This window comes from Actinacidiphila sp. bgisy167 (assembly GCF_057707665.1).
In genome coordinates, this window is sequence record NZ_JBYIQP010000020.1 from 41,808 (window position 1) to 57,798 (window position 15,991).

A 15,991-nucleotide genomic window follows, 5' to 3' on the forward strand; every position below is an offset into this window, starting at 1 on the left:
GCTCTCAGTGGTGAAGGATCTTCGAAAGGAAGTCCTTGGCCCGGTCGCTCCGGGGGTTGCTGAAGAACTGGTCGGGCGTCGCCTGCTCGACGATCCGTCCGTCCGCCATGAAGACGACGCGGTTGGCGGCGGACCGGGCGAAGCCCATCTCGTGGGTGACGACAACCATCGTCATACCGTCGCGTGCGAGCTGCTGCATGACCTCCAGCACCTCGTTGATCATCTCCGGGTCGAGCGCCGAGGTCGGCTCGTCGAAGAGCATCACCTTCGGCTCCATCGCCAGCGCCCGGGCGATCGCCACGCGCTGCTGCTGGCCACCGGAGAGCTGCGCCGGGTACTTGTCCGCCTGGCTGCCCACGCCTACCCGGTCCAGCAGGGCGCGGGCGCGTTCCTCGGCGGCCTTCTTGCCGACCTTGCGCACCTTGATCTGGCCGAGGGTGACGTTCTCCAGGACCGTCTTGTGGGCGAAGAGGTTGAAGGACTGGAAGACCATGCCTACGTCGGCGCGCAGCCGGGCCAGCTCCCTGCCCTCCTGGGGCAGCGGCTTCCCGTCGATCGTGATCTTGCCCGAGTCGATCGTCTCCAGGCGGTTGATCGCCCGGCACAGCGTCGACTTGCCCGACCCCGAGGGGCCGATGACGACCACCACCTCGCCGCGGCCGATGCTGAGGTCGATGTCCTGGAGCACGTGGAGCGCGCCGAAGTGCTTGTTCACGTCCTTCAGTACGACCAGGTCGTCGGACGCCGGCACGGCGTCCTCGGTCACCGGGACTTCGGTCATCGGCGTGTGCTCCATCCTCGTCGGTTGACCAGACCTTGGTGATCACCCTATTGACGCTTGGTAAACCGAGTCAGCACATCTGAGGGGAACTTGAGCATTACGATCCGGTCACCGACTGGCGCAAAAGGCGCACTGTGGGTGAGCCCGGCCGGTTGCCGCAGCGTACCGGCTCAGTAACAGTCACCGCGCGGGCCCGGGCGGCGCTTGACGCGAACGTGGCCCATCGGCGTGTATTCGGGGGAGCACGACCGACGGGGCGTGCGGGGCCGAGCCGTGGGAGGTCACCGGATGAGGCTGCTGCTCGTGGAGGACGACCACCGGGTCGCCGCCGCGCTGTCCGCCGTGCTGGCCAAGCACGGGTTGCAGGTCACGCACGCCCGCAGCGGCGAGGAGGCGCTGCACGCGCTGCTGCCCGACCACGGGCCCGGCTTCGACGTGGTGCTGCTCGACCTCGGCCTGCCCGACCAGGACGGCTTCGAGGTGTGCAGTCGCATCCGGGTGCGCACCGCCGTTCCCGTGATCATGGTGACCGCCCGGGCCGACGTGCGCTCCCGCATCCACGGCCTCAACCTCGGCGCCGACGACTACGTGGTGAAGCCGTACGACACCGGGGAACTGCTCGCGCGCATCCACGCCGTCTGCCGTCGCAAGGCGCAGTCGGTGCCGGCGGAGGCCGTCGCGGAGGGCGCGCGGACGCCCGGCGTGATCGCACTCGGCCCGGTCCGGGTGGAGTTGGCCACCCGCCAGGTCACCGTCGGCGAGGATCCGGTCGCACTGACCCGCAAGGAGTTCGACCTCCTCGCGATGCTCGCGCAGCGGCCGGGTGTGGTCTTCCGCCGTGAGCAGATCATCACCGAGGTGTGGCGCACGAGTTGGGAGGGGACGGGGCGCACGCTGGAGGTGCATGTGGCGTCGCTGCGGTCCAAGCTGCGTCTGCCCGCCCTGATCGAGACCGTGCGCGGGGTCGGGTACCGCCTCGTCGTGCCCTCTTCCTAGGAGACCGCCCTTCCGTGCGTACCCGGCTGCTGCCGCTGCTCATCGTGCTGATGGCCGGTGTGCTGCTCGCGCTCGGCTTCCCGCTCGCCGCCAGCCTTGCCACCGCCGAGCAGCAGCGGGTCGTCGTCGACCGCATCGACGACACCGCGCGCTTCGCCGCGCTCGCGCAGTACGTCAGCACCGACGGCGGTGGCGAACGGGAGGCCACGCTGCGGGCGGAGATGCTGCAGTATCACGACGTGTACGGCATCAGGGCCGGCGTCTTCGACCGCGACGGCAAGCCGATCACCTCCGCCCCGTCCGGCTGGACGCTGCCGACCGGCGGCGAGGCCTTCACCGCGTACCGCGAGGCCCTCGCCGGGCGGCGCAGCCACGACGCCGGGCAGATCTGGCCCTGGCAGCACCGTTCGCTGCCCGTCGCCTCCCCGGTCGTCCGGGACGGGGACGTCGTCGCGGTGGTGCTCACCGACTCGCCGGCCGGCGCCATGCGCTCGCGCATCCTGCGCGGCTGGCTGCTGCTGGCGGCCGGGGAACTGGCCGCGATGGCCGTGGCCGTCATGGCCGCCTTCCGGCTGACCGGCTGGGTGCTGCGCCCGGTGCGGATCCTGGACCGGGTCACCCACGACATCGCCACCGGCCGCATGAAGTCCCGGGTGGCGGTCTCCGGAGGGCCGCCCGAGCTGCGGCGCCTGGCGCGTTCCTTCAACGAGATGGCCGACAACGTCGAGGAGGTCCTCGACCAGCAGCGGGCTTTCGTCGCCGACGCCTCCCACCAGTTGCGCAACCCGCTGTCCGCACTGCTGCTGCGGATCGATCTGCTGGCCCTGGAACTGCCCGACGGCCACGCGGAGGTCGCCTCGGTCCGGGAGGAGGGCAAGCGCCTCGCCTCGGTCCTGGAGGACCTGCTGGGCCTTGCCACCGCCGAGCACGCGGAGGCCAACCTCGCTCTGACCGACATCGCCGCCCTCGCCGCCGAACGCGTCGAGGCATGGCGGCCGGTCGCCGAGCGCGACGGCGTGGAACTGCGCTACGGGGGCGCGGCCGCCGTGACCGGCTGGGCAGACCCGGTGGCGCTGTCCAGCGCCCTCGACGCCGTGATCGACAACGCCGTGAAGTTCACGCCGAGCGGTGAACGGGTCACGGTCACCACCGCACCGCGGGGCGGCCCCGGCGCCGTCGACGTGACGGTCTGCGACGGCGGCCCTGGCCTGACCGAGGACGAACTCGTCCGGATCGGCGACCGCTTCTGGCGCAGCCCCCGCCACCAGAACGTCGACGGCTCGGGCCTGGGACTGTCCATCGCGCGGGTCCTGCTGGCCCAGGGCGGGGGCCGCATCGCCTATGCCCCGAACGAGCCCTACGGGCTGCGGGTCACTCTCACGGTGCCGCGCACGGCTCCCTGAGCCCGGGGCCGGCCTGGCGGGCCAGGGGGTTGGAGCCGATGGAGTTGTGGATGCTGAAGTTGACGGCGTCGGAGCGGTAGCGGTCGTCCGACCACTCCACCGGGCGGCCCTGACGGGTGGTGGTGACCCGGCGGACCCGCAGCAGCGGGCTGCCGCGTCGCACGCCCAGCAGTGCGCTGTCCCGGGTACCGGCCGCGACCGCGTCGATCAGGTGCTCCCCGTAGGCGAAGACCAGACCGGTGTCGTCGTACAGCCGCTGGGTGACCGACTCGCAGTCCGGCTCTATGCGCAGCACGGCCGGAGCGATCCAGTCGGCGTAGGTCGTGCGCTCCACCAGGACGCGTTCACCGTCCAGGCCGCGAACCCGCAACACGTACAGGACGTCGGCGCCCGCGCGCAGGTGAAGGCGGGTGGCGTCCTCGGCGGTGGCAGGCCGGGTCTCGGTGTGCACCACGGCGCCGGTTGCGGCGCGGCCCATGGCCCGCGCCCACTGGGCGAAGCTGCGCAGCTCCGCGAAGCTCTGGCTGCGCCGGCTGGCCAGCACGACCCGGCGGGCGCCCTGGCGGGAGCCGATCAGCCCCTCCGCGGTCAGCGCGGCGACCGCCTGGCGCACGGTGCCGCGGGAGACGCCGTAGCGGGCGGCCAGTGCGGTCTCCGCGGGGAGCAGGGCGCCGACCGTGTACTCCTCGTCGTCTATGGCCCGCCGGAGCTCCTCGGCGATCTGCTCATGCCGCGCCGCCACCGCGCCCCCTTCTGTTCAACCGCAATCTGCGCACAACACCGCTCAGCGTAGACGAGTCGGGCGACGGTCGCTCGCGGGGCTGCGCGGCGGCCGGACATCTCCGCCGGCTCCGTGACGGAAGAAGGGACGACCGCCCTCTGCGGGCTCGTCCCGGTTAGCCCGCCGTTCACGGACAGGCCATCGGAGCACGGCCTACTGAGAGCCAACTTGTTCGGACAAGTCGAATTGCTCGCCGACCTCCCAGGACCCGACTTCCCCCTCAGGAGACTTCCGTGCCCGCGTCCCTTCCGAAGGCGGCAGCCCTCGCCGCCGGCCTCGCCGTGACCGCGCTGGCGCTCAGCGCATGCGGCTCGGCTCCCACCACTCAGACCACCACCGGCGGAAAGAACGGCACGAGTGCGGCCACCGCGACCTCTGCCGAGGAGTTCGGCGGCATGGACGCGTTGATCGCCGCCGCCAAGAAGGAGGGCACGCTCAACGCGATCGCCCTGCCCCGCGACTGGGCGAACTACGGCGCGCTGATCGACGGCTTCACCAAGAAGTACGGCATCAAGGTCCAGGTGGAGAACCCCGACGGTTCCAGCCAGGACGAGATCAACGCCGTCACCTCCCGCAAGGGCCAGGGCCGTGCCCCCGACGTCCTCGACCTCGGCACCTCCTTCGCCATCAGCGCCGCCCAGCAGGGTCTGCTCGCCCCCTACGAGGTCGCCGCTTTCGACGGCATCCCCGCCGCCCAGAAGGACGCCCGGGCCCGCTGGTACAACGACTACGGCGGCTACGTCTCCATCGGGTGCGACGCCAAGCGCGTCAAGAACTGCCCGACCTCCTTCGCCGATCTCCTCAAGCCCGAGTACAAGGGCAAGGTCGCCCTCAACGGCAACCCCACCAAGGCCGCCTCCGCTTTCGGCGGCGTCTTCGCGGCGGCGCTCGCCAACGGCGGTTCCCTCGACGACATCCAGCCCGGCCTGGACTTCTTCGGCAAGCTCAAGAAGAACGGCAACTACAACCCCGTGGAGTCCACCCCGGCCACGATCGAAAAGGGTGAGACCCCGATCAGCATCGACTGGGACTACCTCAACGCCGGCTACGCCGAGGAGTTCGCCGGCAAGGGGGTGGACTGGAAGGTCTCCGTCCCGACCGACGGCCAGTACGCCCAGTTCTACGCCCAGGCGATCAACAAGGACGCCCCGCACCCGGCGGCCGCCCGCCTGTGGCAGGAGTACCTCTACAGCCCCGAGGGGCAGAACCTCTGGCTCGCCGGCTTCGCGCGCCCCGTCCTGATGCCCGCCATGGACAAGGCCGGCACCCTCGACAGGACCGCCGCCGCCAAGCTCCCCGCGGTCACCGGCACCCCGTCCTTCCCGACCGAGGACCAGCAGGCCAAGGCCAAGGAAGTGCTGGCCCAGGGCTGGGGCAAGGCCGTCTCCGGATGACCGGCCCGATGACCGCCACCGAGGCGCCCGTCGCCGCCACTGCCGGGGCCGCCGCCCCGGCGCGGCGGCGGCGCTCGGCCGGCCGGCTCGCGGTGCTCCCGCTGCTCGTCTTCGTGGCGATCGGCTTCGGGGCCCCAGCGGTCGCCATGCTGAACGGCGCCTTCACCGTCAAGGACCCCGCGAGCGGGGCCTCCTCGTACACCACGGCGAACCTGACGGCCTCACTGCAGGGCGCTTACCTCACCGCCCTGTGGGGCAGCGTCAAGCTGTCCGCGGTCTCCGCCGCCATCGGCGCGTTGCTCGGGCTGCTGCTCGCGCAGGCAGTGGTGACCTCGCGGTACCGCGCGCTGCGCGAGGCCGTGCTCACCGCCTCCGGTGTGCTCGCCAACTTCGGCGGTGTGCCCCTGGCCTTCGCCTTCGTGGCCACCCTGGGCAACTCCGGCGTGCTCACCCGTCATCTGGGCCTCGCGGACCACGGATGGAGCCTCTACAGCTTCTGGGGCCTGGTCATCGTCTACCTCTACTTCCTCATCCCGCTCATGGTGCTCACCGTGACCCCGGCGCTGGAGGGGCTGCGGGTCCAGTGGCGCGAGGCGGCCCAGAACAACGGCGCCACCAACGCCCAGTACTGGCGGCACGTGGCCCTGCCCGTGCTGGCCCCCGCGCTCCTCGGCGGCCTGGTGCTGCTCTTCGGCAGCGCCTTCGCCGCCTACGCCACCGCCGCGGCGATGGTCGGCAGCTCGGTGCCGCTGGTCACGCTGCAGATCGCCGACGCCATCTCCGGCAACGTCCTGGTCGGGCAGGAGAACGTCGCTCTCGCTCTCAGCCTGGACATGGTCGTCGTCGCCGGCCTGGTCATGGCGGTCCATCTGCCCCTGCAACGACGGAGCGCGCGATGGCTGGTCTGACCCGAGCACCGTTCCGGCCCGGGCGAAGCCTCGTCCTCGCGGGCGCCGGTCTCTATTTCCTGCTGCCGCTGGCGGCCTCGATGGTCTTCACGGTCGACGTCCCCGGCGAAGGCGTCACCTTCGACGCGTATGGGCAGATCCTGGGTGCCGAGGGCTTCACCTCCAGCCTGCTTCTCTCTCTGGAGCTGGCGGCCGCCACCATCGCCGTCGTCCTGCTGCTGATGGTCCCGGCCATGGTGGGCCTGCGGCTGTCCGCGCCCCGGCTGCGCCCGGTGGTCGAGATCGTCTGCTCGCTGCCTCTGGTCGTGCCGCCGATCGCGCTGGTCGCCGGGGTGAGCAGCGTTCTCCGCTGGGGGCCCGAGCACCTGGCCAGTACGCCGCTGTACCAGACCTTCGTGGCCGTACAGAACCCCTCCTTCCCGGTCGTCCTCGTCCTCACCTACGTCGTGATGGCGCTGCCCTTCGTGTACCGCGCCCTGGACGCCGGACTTCGGGCGGTGGACGTCCGCACCCTGGTCGAGGCGGCCCGCTCCTGCGGCGCCGACTGGCCGCGCGCGCTGGTCCGGGTCGTCCTGCCCAACCTGCGCGGGGCGCTGCTGAGCGCCTCCTTCCTCACCCTCGCCCTGGTGCTCGGAGAGTTCACCGTCGCCCAGGTGCTGGGCTTCCAGCCCTTCGCGGTGTGGATCGTCACGGTCAGCGGCTCGCAGGCCCAGCTCTCGGTGGCCGTCTCGGTGCTCAGCCTGCTGGTCACCTGGGCTCTGCTGCTCGTCCTGGCCGCCGTCGGCGGACGCCGTCCCATCTCGCGTACCGACTCCCGGAAGTGACGAAGACATGACCGACACCGTCCCTGCCCCGGCCGACGCGGCCCCGGCCGTGCCCGGCGGCGCCACCGTCGAGTTCCGGGCGCTGCGCCGCGCCTTCGGCCCCACCACCGCCCTCGACGGGCTGGACCTGACCGTCCGGCCCGGTGAACTCCTCGCCCTGCTCGGTCCTTCCGGTTGCGGGAAGACCACCGCGCTGCGGATGCTCGCCGGCTTCGAGCACCCCGACTCCGGTCAGGTGCTGGTCGACGGCAAGGACGTCACCAGGATTCCCGCGCACCGCCGGGACGCGGGCATGGTCTTCCAGTCCTACAGCCTCTTCCCGCACCTGAGCGCCGCCGACAACGTCGCCTTCGGGCTGCGCATGCGCAAGGTAGGCGCCGCCGAGCGGCGCGCCCGCGCCGCCGAACTGCTGGAGCTCGTCGGCCTGCCGGACCACCGGGACCGCTACCCTCACCAGCTCTCCGGCGGCCAGCAGCAGCGCGTGGCGCTCGCCCGCGCCCTGGCGCTGCGGCCGCGCGTCCTGCTCCTGGACGAGCCGCTCAGCGCGCTGGACGCCAAGGTGCGCACCGCCTTGCGCGAGGAGATCCGCCGCCTGCAGCGCGAACTCGGCATCACCACGCTCTTCGTGACGCATGACCAGGAGGAGGCGCTGTCCATGGCGGACCGCGTCGCCGTCATGAGCGCCGGGCGGCTGGAGCAGTGCGCCGCCCCCGCCGAGCTGTACGGCCGCCCCGCCACCGCCTTCGTCGCCGAGTTCGTCGGCACCAACAGCCGTCTGCCGGGCCGGCTCGTCGGCGACGGCCAGGTCGAGGTCCTCGGCCGGCGACTCCCCGCCCAGGGCGATCTGGCCGCCGGCGCCGAGGTGGACGTCCTCGTCCGGCCCGAGGCGGTGCGCGTGAACGCCGACTCCGACGGCGACGCACGTGTCGTGGCGGCCTCCTTCCTGGGCGCCGTCACCAGGGTGACCGTGCGACTGGCCGACGGCACCCCGGTCAAGGCGGACCTGGCCGGCGACGAGGCCGCCGCCCTGCCGCCGGGCGCCCTCGTCACCGTGTCCCTGCCCGACCGTCCCGTCCTGGTCACCGCGCGCGCCGTCTGACCGGCTGCACCGCCGGCCCCCTCACCCCCCATGAAAGAGAACCCCGTGACCCACCCACCGCGGCACGCGCTCCAGGCCGTCCTGTTCGACATGGACGGCACCCTCGTCGACACCGAGGAACTGTGGTGGGAGGCGGTCGCCGAGGTGGCCGCCGGGCTGGGGCACGAACTCGGCGACGCGGACGTGGCCGAGGTCCTCGGCCGCGCCGTCGAGCACACCGCCGCCCACCTGGCGGCCACGACCGGGACGGCGACCGGCGCCGGCGAGCTGGCCGCCGTCCTGCACCGCGAGTTCGCCGAGCGGGTCCGCGTACGCACGGTGCCCCGCCCCGGTGCGCTGGACCTGCTGGACGAACTCGCCCGCCAGGGCATCCCCATCGCGCTGGTCTCGGCCTCCCCCCGCGAGGTCGTGGACACCGTGCTCGGCGTACTCGGCCGGGAGCGCTTCGCGGTGTCCTTCAGCGCCGACGACACTCCCCGCACCAAGCCAGCCCCCGACCCCTACCTCGCCGCCGCCCGCGCCCTGGGCGCGGACCCCGGCGGGTGCGTGGCCGTGGAGGACACCCCGACCGGTGTCGCCTCCGCCGAGGCCGCCGGCTGCCGGGTGCTCGCCGTGCCGTCCCTGGCGCCCATCGGACCCGGTGCAGGCCGCATGGTGCTCGCCAGCCTGGAACGGGCCGACGTCCCCTTGCTGCGGGCCCTGGTCGGCCGACCGCCGTCCTTCCTCGTGCCCGCCTTCACCAGCCGCCGCGCCCGTGTCGGTGAGCCGGTGCGGGTCACCGTGGCCGGGCTGCTGCGCGACGCCCCCTCCGTCGCGTACGCCAAGGCCGCGGGCCCCGGCTGGGCGCGGGTCTCTTCCGACGGCTCCGTCACAGGGACTCCCGACGAACCCGGCGACGCGGAGGTCGCCGTGACCGCCACCGACGCCGCCGGCCGCTTCGCGACCGTCACCGTGCGCGTGCCGGTCGGCGGGGCGGACGAGCCCATGGTGCGGCGCCTGCGCGTCATGAGCTGGAACCTGTGGCTCGGCGGCAGCCGCGTCGACGACCACCGCGACAAGCAGTTGCGCGTGCTGCTGGACGCCGATGTGGACGTCGTCGGCCTCCAGGAGACCTGGACGCACTCCGCCAGGGAACTCGCCGAGGCGCTGGGCTGGGACCACCACCAGGCCGGCGACAACCTCGGCGTCATCAGCCGCTACCCGATCGTCCCCCGCCACGGAGTGCCCGCGGCCCCGTTCTACGGCGGCCTCGGGGCGACCGTCCGGCTCGACGAGGGCCGCGACGTCACGCTGTGGAGCGCCCACCTCGGCTGCACGCCGTACGGCCCCTACGGTGCCCTCCACGACCGGCAGCCGGTCGAGGAACTCGTCGCGCACGAGGCCGCGTCCGGACGCCTGGGCCAGATTCGGGGAATCCTGCGCGACATGGCCGCCGACCTCGCCGCCCGCGACACCACCCCGGTCGTCCTCGTCGGCGACTTCAACGCCCCCTCCCACCTGGACTGGACAGCCGAGGCGGCGCCCCTGCACGGCGGGTACGGAGCCGTGCCCTGGCCCGTCACCCTCGCCACCGAGGCCGCCGGACTGCGCGACTCCTACCGCGAGGCCCACCCGGACCCGGTGCGCGACCCGGGCGCCACATGGTCCCCGGTCAACCCCGTGCCCGAGCCGCAGGACCGGATCGACTACGTGCTGTACGCCGGGCAGGCCCTGCGGGTGCTGGACTCCACGACCCTGGTCACCGGAAAGCCCCTCCCCGAACCGCACGTGGCGGCCAACGACTGGCCCTCCGACCACGCCGCCGTGGTCACCACCTTCGCCGTGTCATAAGGCGCGGGCCCGGCCGGCGCGGTCGCGCGGGCCTACAGGCACTCGGACATCTCGTCCAGGCGCGGGCGCTGGTCCGCCAGCTCCTGCGACGTCAGCGGTTTGAGGTGCTTGACGTACGACGCGCGCCAGGCGCCCGAGGTGATCTCCTCCTTTATCGCGTCGCAGATGGCCCGCTTCAGTGCGGGCTCGTTCTTCTGCAGGCCGACCCCGTACTCCTCGTTCCCGAAGGGCGCGCCCAGCAGCCGCAGTCGCTCGGTGTGCTGGGCCCGGTAGCCCGCCAGGATGATGTCGTCGGTCGAGACGGCGTCGACCTCGCCCGCGAGCAACTCGTCGACGCAACGCCCGTACGAGGCCTGCAGCGCGGTCCTTATCTGCGGGTACTCCTCGCGCAACCGCTGCGCGGGTGTCGAGTCGGTGACGGTGCAGACCTTGCGGCCGAACAGGTCCTGAACGCTGTGGACGGGGGCGTCGGTGCGCACCAGGAAGTCCTGGCCGGCTTGGTAGTAGGGACCGGCGAAGTCGACCTTCTCCTTGCGCGCCTTCGTGATCGAGTAGCTCGCCACTATGAAGTCAACGTTTCCGGCACTCAGGCGGTACTCGCGCGACTGCGTGTCCACCACCGTGAACTGCACCTTGCCGAACCCCAGATGCCTGGCGATCGCCCGTGCGAGATCGATGTCGAAGCCCTCGTAGCCGTCCTCGGCGGTGCTCGAGGCCTCGCTGAGGCCCGGCTGGTCACTCTTGACCCCCACCACCAGGTAGCCGCGGTCACGTGCCGTCCGGTAGGTCGGCGAGCTGGAGAGCGGGGGCACGTCGTCGCGCATGCGGTCGACGGCGAACCAGCCCGCCACGGCCAGGAGCACCAGGGCGGCTCCGCCTGCCACGAGCGTGGACCACCGGCGCGCAGCCCTGCGCCACCACGTCCGCCTCGCCGGATGCGACGGAGTCGCGCCGTCCGTGTCCGTCACCGTGGCGTCGGGGTCGTCATCCCGGTGTACGTCCATGGGGAACCGCGGGGTCTCCTGTGCCACATGCTGCAGCAGCTGCTCGGCGCGCCGCGCCGACAGCCGCGCCCCCGGCTCCTTGACCAGCAGCCCGTCGATCAGCGGGCGCAGCGGCCCCGCGTGCGCCATCGGAGGCGGCTCCGCGGTGCGGACGGCCTCCAGCACCTCGTACGGCGTCGGCCCGCGGAAGGGGGTCCGGCCCTCGACCATCTCGTAGAGCGTGACGCCCAGCGACCACAGGTCGGCGGCGGGCGTCGGCGTCAGCCGGTCGGCCAGCTCCGGCGCCAGATACTGCGGCGTGCCGACGGTCTCGTGCGTTCGCGTCACCTGGGCGGCGCCCTCGAAGGTGGCGATCCCGAAGTCCATCAGCACCGCCCGCCCGTCCCGGCGGAACAGGATGTTGTGCGGTTTCACGTCGCGGTGCAGCACGCCGGCCGCGTGCACCGCGCGCAACCCGCGCAGCACCTCCAGACCGATCCGTGCCGCCTGCAGCGCCGGCATGCGGCCCCTCTCGCGCAACTGGTCGGCCAGGGAATGCGGGTTGACCTGCTCCATGACGATCCAGACCTGGCCGTCGGCCTCGATCACGTCGTGCACCGCGACCACGTGCTCGTGCCCGATCCGGGCGATGGCCCGCGCCTCCCGGCGCGCCCGCTCCACCCACTGCGCCTGCGTCTCCGGGTCCAGCGCGCCCCGGAACAGCAGTTCCTTGACGGCGACCTGACGACTGAGCCGGTTGTCGTACGCCTCCCACACCACACCCATGCCGCCGCGCCCCAGCTGCCGGCGCAGCTCGTAGCGGCCGTCCACGAGGGTGTGCGGCGGACCCCCAGAACTCATGCGTATGCCCCCATCGATACGTGGTCCGCTACAGGTTAGGGGGCTGCGACGGGGATGAACATCGCCCCCGGGGACGCAGAACGATCACATCTCGGGCGGAATGGTCCGTACCGGTCCAGCAGGCGGTCGGGCCGGTCCCGCCGCCGAAGGCCCCGCGGGCGAGGGCCTGCTGCGACGGGCCCTTCAGGGCTTCACGGAGCGGTAGTAGCGCTCGGCGCCCTCGTGCAGCCGCAGCGGGTCGGTGAAGACCGCCGTCCGCAGGTCCATCAGCTGGGCGGCGTGCACCTCCTGCCCGATACGGTCGCGGCTGTCGATCACGGTCCGGGTGAGGCGCTCCACCAGCCCGGTGTCCATACGGTCGGTGGTGATCAGCAGATTGGCCACGGCGATCGTCTGCACCGCCCGCCCGCCCTGGATCATGGGGTAGGCGTCCGCGGGCATGACCGCCTGCCGGTAGTACGCCGATTCGTCGCTCCCGGCGTGCAGCGGGGCCACCAGGTCGCCGAGCTGGACCAGCTTGACGTCGGTGGTCTCCGCCAGGTTCGCGACGGCCTTGGTCGGCAGTCCGCCCGACCAGAAGAACGCGTCCAGTTCCCCGTCGCGCAGCATCTGCGGCGCACGGTCGATGCCCACCGGCCGGCGCACCACATCGTCTGGCCGCCCGAGGCCCGCCGCCCCCAGCAGCCGCTGCGCTATCAGGTTCACCCCGGAGCTCGGCTGGCCGATCCCCACCCGCAGCCCGCGCAGGTCCTTCGCCGACCGCACAGGGGAGCCGGCGGGCACCACGAGCTGCATGTAGTCGTCGTACAGCCGGGCGCAGGCACGCAGCCGCTCCGCGCCCGGGCCGTCGTAGTCGGCGACGGCGTCAGCCGCGGCGATCGCGAATCCGGCCTCGCCCGTCGCCACCCGCCGGACGTTGTCCACGGACCCCTCGGACCGCACGAGGCGCACCGTCACCCCGGGAAGGTCCGTGCGCAGGTAGAGCTGGAGCCGCTTCCCGTAGGTGTCGTACACCCCGTTGCGGACGCCGGTGGCGAAGTCGACCCCGTCCTTCGGGTACGACGGCCCGTCGGACGGCAGGACCCACCACAGCAGCAGCGCGGCGGCCGCCGCCACCGCCAGTGCGACCTGCAGGGCACGGCGTCTGCCGGTAGGGGGGAGATCCATCCGGGAGATGGTGCCAGTCCCGGCGCCGCCCTGGCCAGGGGCCACCGCGGCCGACCGGCCCGCTGCCCGCCGCCCCGCCTCCCGCCCGCCGCCCTGGACCGGGGAGCCGCCCGCCGCGGAAGCCGGCGCAGGGGACGCCCGGCGCCCCGGCGGCAGGCGGCCTGTGCCGACGGCGGCACCTGGAGTCGTCCACCCGGGCCCGGCGCCCGCTTTCCCGTGCCGAACGGGACCACCGGGTGCGGTCCGCTCCGGGGCCGGGCCAGGGTAAGGGCGCGGACGAAGCGCCCGTACCCTGGATGGGTGCAGCGTGAAGAGCAGGGTGTGAAGAGCTACGAGATCCGCACCTACGGGTGCCAGATGAACGTCCACGACTCCGAGCGGCTGGCAGGCCTCCTGGAGGCGGCCGGCTACGTCCGCGCGCCCAAGGGCGCGGACGGCACGGTCTCCGCAGATGTTGTCGTCTTCAACACCTGCGCGGTCCGGGAGAACGCCGACAACCGCCTGTACGGCAACCTCGGCCGCCTGGCGCCGCAGAAGGCCGCCCGCCCAGGCATGCAGATCGCCGTCGGCGGCTGCCTCGCGCAGAAAGACCGGGACACGATCGTCAAGAAGGCGCCCTGGGTCGACGTCGTCTTCGGCACCCACAACATCGGAAGCCTCCCGGTGCTGCTGGAGCGCGCCCGGATCGCCGAAGAGGCGCAGGTCGAGATCGCCGAGTCGCTGGAGACCTTCCCGTCCACGCTGCCGACCCGGCGCGAGTCGGCCTACGCGGCCTGGGTGTCGATCTCGGTCGGCTGCAACAACACCTGTACCTTCTGCATCGTCCCCGCGCTGCGCGGGAAGGAGAAGGACCGCCGCCCCGGCGACATCCTCGCCGAGGTCGAGGCGCTGGTCGCCGAGGGCGTCATCGAGGTCACCCTGCTCGGCCAGAACGTCAACGCCTACGGCTCGGACATCGGCGACCGCGAGGCCTTCAGCAAGCTGCTGCGCGCCTGCGGGCGGATCGAGGGCCTGGAGCGGGTCCGCTTCACCTCGCCGCACCCGCGCGACTTCACCGACGACGTGATCGCGGCCATGGCCGAGACCCCGAACGTGATGCACCAGCTCCACATGCCGCTGCAGTCCGGCTCCGACGCGGTGCTGCGCGCGATGCGCCGCTCCTACCGGCAGGACCGCTACCTCGGCATCATCGAGAAGGTGCGCGCCGCCATGCCGGACGCGGCCATCTCCACCGACATCATCGTGGGCTTCCCCGGCGAGACCGAGGAGGACTTCGAACAGACGCTGCACGTGGTGCGCGAGGCGCGCTTCGCGCAGGCCTACACCTTCCAGTACTCCAAGCGCCCGGGCACGCCCGCCGCGGAGATGGAGGGGCAGGTGCCCAAGGAGGTCGTCCAGGAGCGCTACGAGCGGCTGGTCGCGCTGCAGGAGGAGATCTCCTGGGCCGAGAACAAGAAGCAGGTCGGCCGCACCCTGGAGGTGCTGGTCGCCGAGGGCGAGGGCCGCAAGGACGACGCCACGCGGCGCCTGTCCGGCCGTGCCCCCGACAACCGTCTCGTGCACTTCGCGCCGCCCGCCGAGCCGGTCCGCCCCGGCGACGTGGTGATGGCGGAGATCAGCTACGCCGCGCCGCACCACCTGCTCGCCGAGAGCCCGGCGTTCGGCGTCCGCCGCACAGCGGCGGGCGACGCATGGGAGCGGCGGAACTCGGCCGCGGCCGCCAAGCCCGCGGGTGTCATGCTGGGCCTGCCGACGATCGGCGCGCCGGTGACGGCGCCTGCCGGGGCAGCACCCGGCTGCGGCTGCGACTGACGCGGGACCGCGAGGAACGCGAGGACGACGACGGGGCCGCGGGGGCCGAGAGGACCGCGCGGCCGACGGAGGGGGCATGGATGGCTCGTTGGGGGCTCTTCGCCGAGGAGACGGTGGGCAGCGGCGATGCCCGGCGCTGGGAGTTCGAGCTCCTCGGCCACGCCGACGGAACGCGTGAGGACGCGCTGCACAGGCTGGAGGAGGCGGCGCTCGCCTACCGTCCCAGCAAGCCGTTGCGCGTGCGGCGCAGCCGACTGTACCGCTCGGGGGAGGGGTTCGTGCAGGTCAACGAGGGTATGACCACGACCTACCTGTGCCGCTTCACGGTCGCCGAGCTGATCCGGGACAGCAAGGACCCGAAGTCCGCCGCAGCGGCGGACCTCCAGGGCCGTGTGCCCGGGGGCTTCTCCGAGGGCGCACGGTAGGGTTCCGATCATGCTGGTCGCCGCCGCCGTCTGCCCCTGTCCGCCACTGCTCGTGCCCGGGGTCGCGTCGCACGCCGCGCCGGAACTGGACCCCCTGCGCGCCGCCTGCGCGGACGCGCTGGCCGTTCTGGCCGCCGCGCGCCCCGACCTGCTGGTCGTCGTGGGCGCCGCGGCCTCCGCCCACGTCTGGGAGGGCGGTGGTACGGGCTCGCTGCGCCCGTATGGCGTGAACCTGACGGTTCGGCTCGGCGACGGAAGCGACCCCGAGCCCCTGGCCCCGTCGTTGACGCTCGCGGCCTGGCTCCTCGAGCAGGCCGGCTCCACAGCGCCCCTGCACGCCTGCGGCGTGCCCGCCACCGCGCCGGCGGCCCGGATGCTGGAGCTGGGGCGGGGCCTGGCGGAGCTGGCCGACCGGGTGGCGCTGCTGGTCATGGGCGACGGCAGCACCTGCCGAACGCTCAAGGCGCCCGGATACCTGGACGAACGCGCCGAACCCTTCGACGCGTCCGTGGCCCGGGCCCTGGGAGCCGCCGACACCGAGGCGCTGGCCGCCCTGGACGCGCCGCTGGCCGCCGAACTCGGGGCGGCCGGGCGCGCCCCCTGGCAGGTGCTCGCTGGCGCCGCCGAGGGCGCCCGACTCGACGCCGCCCTGCTGTACGACGAGGCGCCGTACGGCGTCGGCTATTTCGTGGCGGCCTGGTCCTAGCCCTGCCGGCCCCGGCGCCCG

14 protein-coding genes are annotated in these 15,991 nt (G+C 72.9%); 10 read left to right on the forward strand and 4 right to left on the reverse strand.

Going from position 1 to position 15,991, the window contains the following annotated elements; translation table 11 throughout:
• Nucleotides 1–4: 4 nt before the first annotated feature.
• The gene (locus AC3ET4_RS10780; protein WP_431948461.1) at nt 5–781 is read right to left on the reverse strand and encodes an amino acid ABC transporter ATP-binding protein; all 777 of its coding nucleotides are present in this window, start codon (nt 779–781) and stop codon (nt 5–7) included.
• A gap of 288 nt (nt 782–1,069) precedes the next feature.
• Between AC3ET4_RS10780 and AC3ET4_RS10785 the strand changes: the two genes are divergently transcribed.
• Nucleotides 1,070–1,777 carry a response regulator transcription factor gene (locus AC3ET4_RS10785; protein WP_431948463.1) on the forward strand — a complete coding sequence of 236 codons (708 nt, stop codon included), beginning with the start codon at nt 1,070–1,072 and terminating at the stop codon, nt 1,775–1,777.
• 14 nt (nt 1,778–1,791) lie between these two features.
• Nucleotides 1,792–3,180 (forward strand): sensor histidine kinase, encoded by a 1,389-nt coding sequence (locus tag AC3ET4_RS10790; protein WP_431948465.1) that lies wholly within the window; start codon nt 1,792–1,794, stop codon nt 3,178–3,180.
• Here the strand turns inward: AC3ET4_RS10790 and AC3ET4_RS10795 are convergent.
• Entirely contained in the window at nt 3,155–3,922 is a 768-nt protein-coding gene (locus AC3ET4_RS10795) for a GntR family transcriptional regulator (protein ID WP_431948466.1), read from the reverse strand. The two genes, AC3ET4_RS10790 and AC3ET4_RS10795, sit on opposite strands and share 26 nt — an antisense overlap.
• Before the next feature lie 272 nt (nt 3,923–4,194).
• On the opposite strand from AC3ET4_RS10795, the gene AC3ET4_RS10800 reads away from it, so the two are divergent.
• The 5 genes from AC3ET4_RS10800 to AC3ET4_RS10820 are packed head-to-tail and all read left to right on the forward strand — an operon-like array spanning nt 4,195 to nt 10,016.
• The gene (locus AC3ET4_RS10800; protein ID WP_431948467.1) at nt 4,195–5,355 is read left to right on the forward strand and encodes an ABC transporter substrate-binding protein; all 1,161 of its coding nucleotides are present in this window, start codon (nt 4,195–4,197) and stop codon (nt 5,353–5,355) included.
• Between the two features lie 8 nt (nt 5,356–5,363).
• Entirely contained in the window at nt 5,364–6,263 is a 900-nt protein-coding gene (locus AC3ET4_RS10805; RefSeq protein WP_431948468.1) for an ABC transporter permease, read from the forward strand.
• Nucleotides 6,251–7,087 carry an ABC transporter permease gene (locus AC3ET4_RS10810; RefSeq protein WP_431948469.1) on the forward strand — a complete coding sequence of 279 codons (837 nt, stop codon included), beginning with the start codon at nt 6,251–6,253 and terminating at the stop codon, nt 7,085–7,087. The genes AC3ET4_RS10805 and AC3ET4_RS10810 overlap by 13 nt, the downstream gene beginning before the upstream one ends.
• Before the next feature lie 7 nt (nt 7,088–7,094).
• On the forward strand, nt 7,095–8,186 hold the full coding sequence (locus AC3ET4_RS10815; RefSeq protein ID WP_431948470.1) for an ABC transporter ATP-binding protein: 1,092 nt from the start codon (nt 7,095–7,097) through the stop codon (nt 8,184–8,186).
• A 30-nt stretch (nt 8,187–8,216) separates the two neighbouring features.
• Entirely contained in the window at nt 8,217–10,016 is a 1,800-nt protein-coding gene (locus AC3ET4_RS10820) for an HAD-IA family hydrolase (RefSeq protein WP_431948471.1), read from the forward strand.
• A gap of 32 nt (nt 10,017–10,048) precedes the next feature.
• Here the strand turns inward: AC3ET4_RS10820 and AC3ET4_RS10825 are convergent, their stop codons facing one another.
• Entirely contained in the window at nt 10,049–11,860 is a 1,812-nt protein-coding gene (locus tag AC3ET4_RS10825; protein ID WP_431948472.1) for a bifunctional serine/threonine-protein kinase/glutamate ABC transporter substrate-binding protein, read from the reverse strand.
• 183 nt (nt 11,861–12,043) lie between these two features.
• Nucleotides 12,044–13,027, reverse strand: a complete 984-nt coding sequence (locus tag AC3ET4_RS10830; RefSeq protein WP_431948473.1) for a TAXI family TRAP transporter solute-binding subunit — start codon at nt 13,025–13,027, stop codon at nt 12,044–12,046.
• 321 nt (nt 13,028–13,348) lie between these two features.
• On the opposite strand from AC3ET4_RS10830, the gene miaB reads away from it, so the two are divergent.
• From miaB to AC3ET4_RS10845, 3 genes are all read left to right on the forward strand, one after another.
• On the forward strand, nt 13,349–14,839 hold the full coding sequence (gene miaB, locus AC3ET4_RS10835; protein ID WP_431948500.1) for a tRNA (N6-isopentenyl adenosine(37)-C2)-methylthiotransferase MiaB: 1,491 nt from the start codon (nt 13,349–13,351) through the stop codon (nt 14,837–14,839).
• 80 nt (nt 14,840–14,919) lie between these two features.
• Nucleotides 14,920–15,264, forward strand: a complete 345-nt coding sequence (locus tag AC3ET4_RS10840) for a hypothetical protein (RefSeq protein ID WP_431948474.1) — start codon at nt 14,920–14,922, stop codon at nt 15,262–15,264.
• 10 nt (nt 15,265–15,274) lie between these two features.
• Nucleotides 15,275–15,970 carry a class III extradiol dioxygenase subunit B-like domain-containing protein gene (locus tag AC3ET4_RS10845; protein ID WP_431948475.1) on the forward strand — a complete coding sequence of 232 codons (696 nt, stop codon included), beginning with the start codon at nt 15,275–15,277 and terminating at the stop codon, nt 15,968–15,970.
• The last annotated feature ends 21 nt before the right edge of the window (nt 15,971–15,991 follow it).

Bases quoted from the DNA above. Each gene is read 5' to 3' on its own strand.
- AC3ET4_RS10780 (WP_431948461.1), bottom strand. From the start codon at position 781: ATGACCGAAGTCCCGGTGACCGAGGACGCCGTGCCGGCGTCCGACGAC.
- AC3ET4_RS10815 (WP_431948470.1), top strand. From the start codon at position 7,095: ATGACCGACACCGTCCCTGCCCCGGCCGACGCGGCCCCGGCCGTGCCC.
- AC3ET4_RS10840 (WP_431948474.1), top strand. From the start codon at position 14,920: ATGGCTCGTTGGGGGCTCTTCGCCGAGGAGACGGTGGGCAGCGGCGAT.
- AC3ET4_RS10785 (WP_431948463.1), top strand. From the start codon at position 1,070: ATGAGGCTGCTGCTCGTGGAGGACGACCACCGGGTCGCCGCCGCGCTG.
- AC3ET4_RS10820 (WP_431948471.1), top strand. From the start codon at position 8,217: ATGAAAGAGAACCCCGTGACCCACCCACCGCGGCACGCGCTCCAGGCC.
- AC3ET4_RS10830 (WP_431948473.1), bottom strand. From the start codon at position 13,027: ATGGATCTCCCCCCTACCGGCAGACGCCGTGCCCTGCAGGTCGCACTG.
- AC3ET4_RS10845 (WP_431948475.1), top strand. From the start codon at position 15,275: ATGCTGGTCGCCGCCGCCGTCTGCCCCTGTCCGCCACTGCTCGTGCCC.
- AC3ET4_RS10825 (WP_431948472.1), bottom strand. From the start codon at position 11,860: ATGAGTTCTGGGGGTCCGCCGCACACCCTCGTGGACGGCCGCTACGAG.
- AC3ET4_RS10810 (WP_431948469.1), top strand. From the start codon at position 6,251: ATGGCTGGTCTGACCCGAGCACCGTTCCGGCCCGGGCGAAGCCTCGTC.
- AC3ET4_RS10805 (WP_431948468.1), top strand. From the start codon at position 5,364: ATGACCGCCACCGAGGCGCCCGTCGCCGCCACTGCCGGGGCCGCCGCC.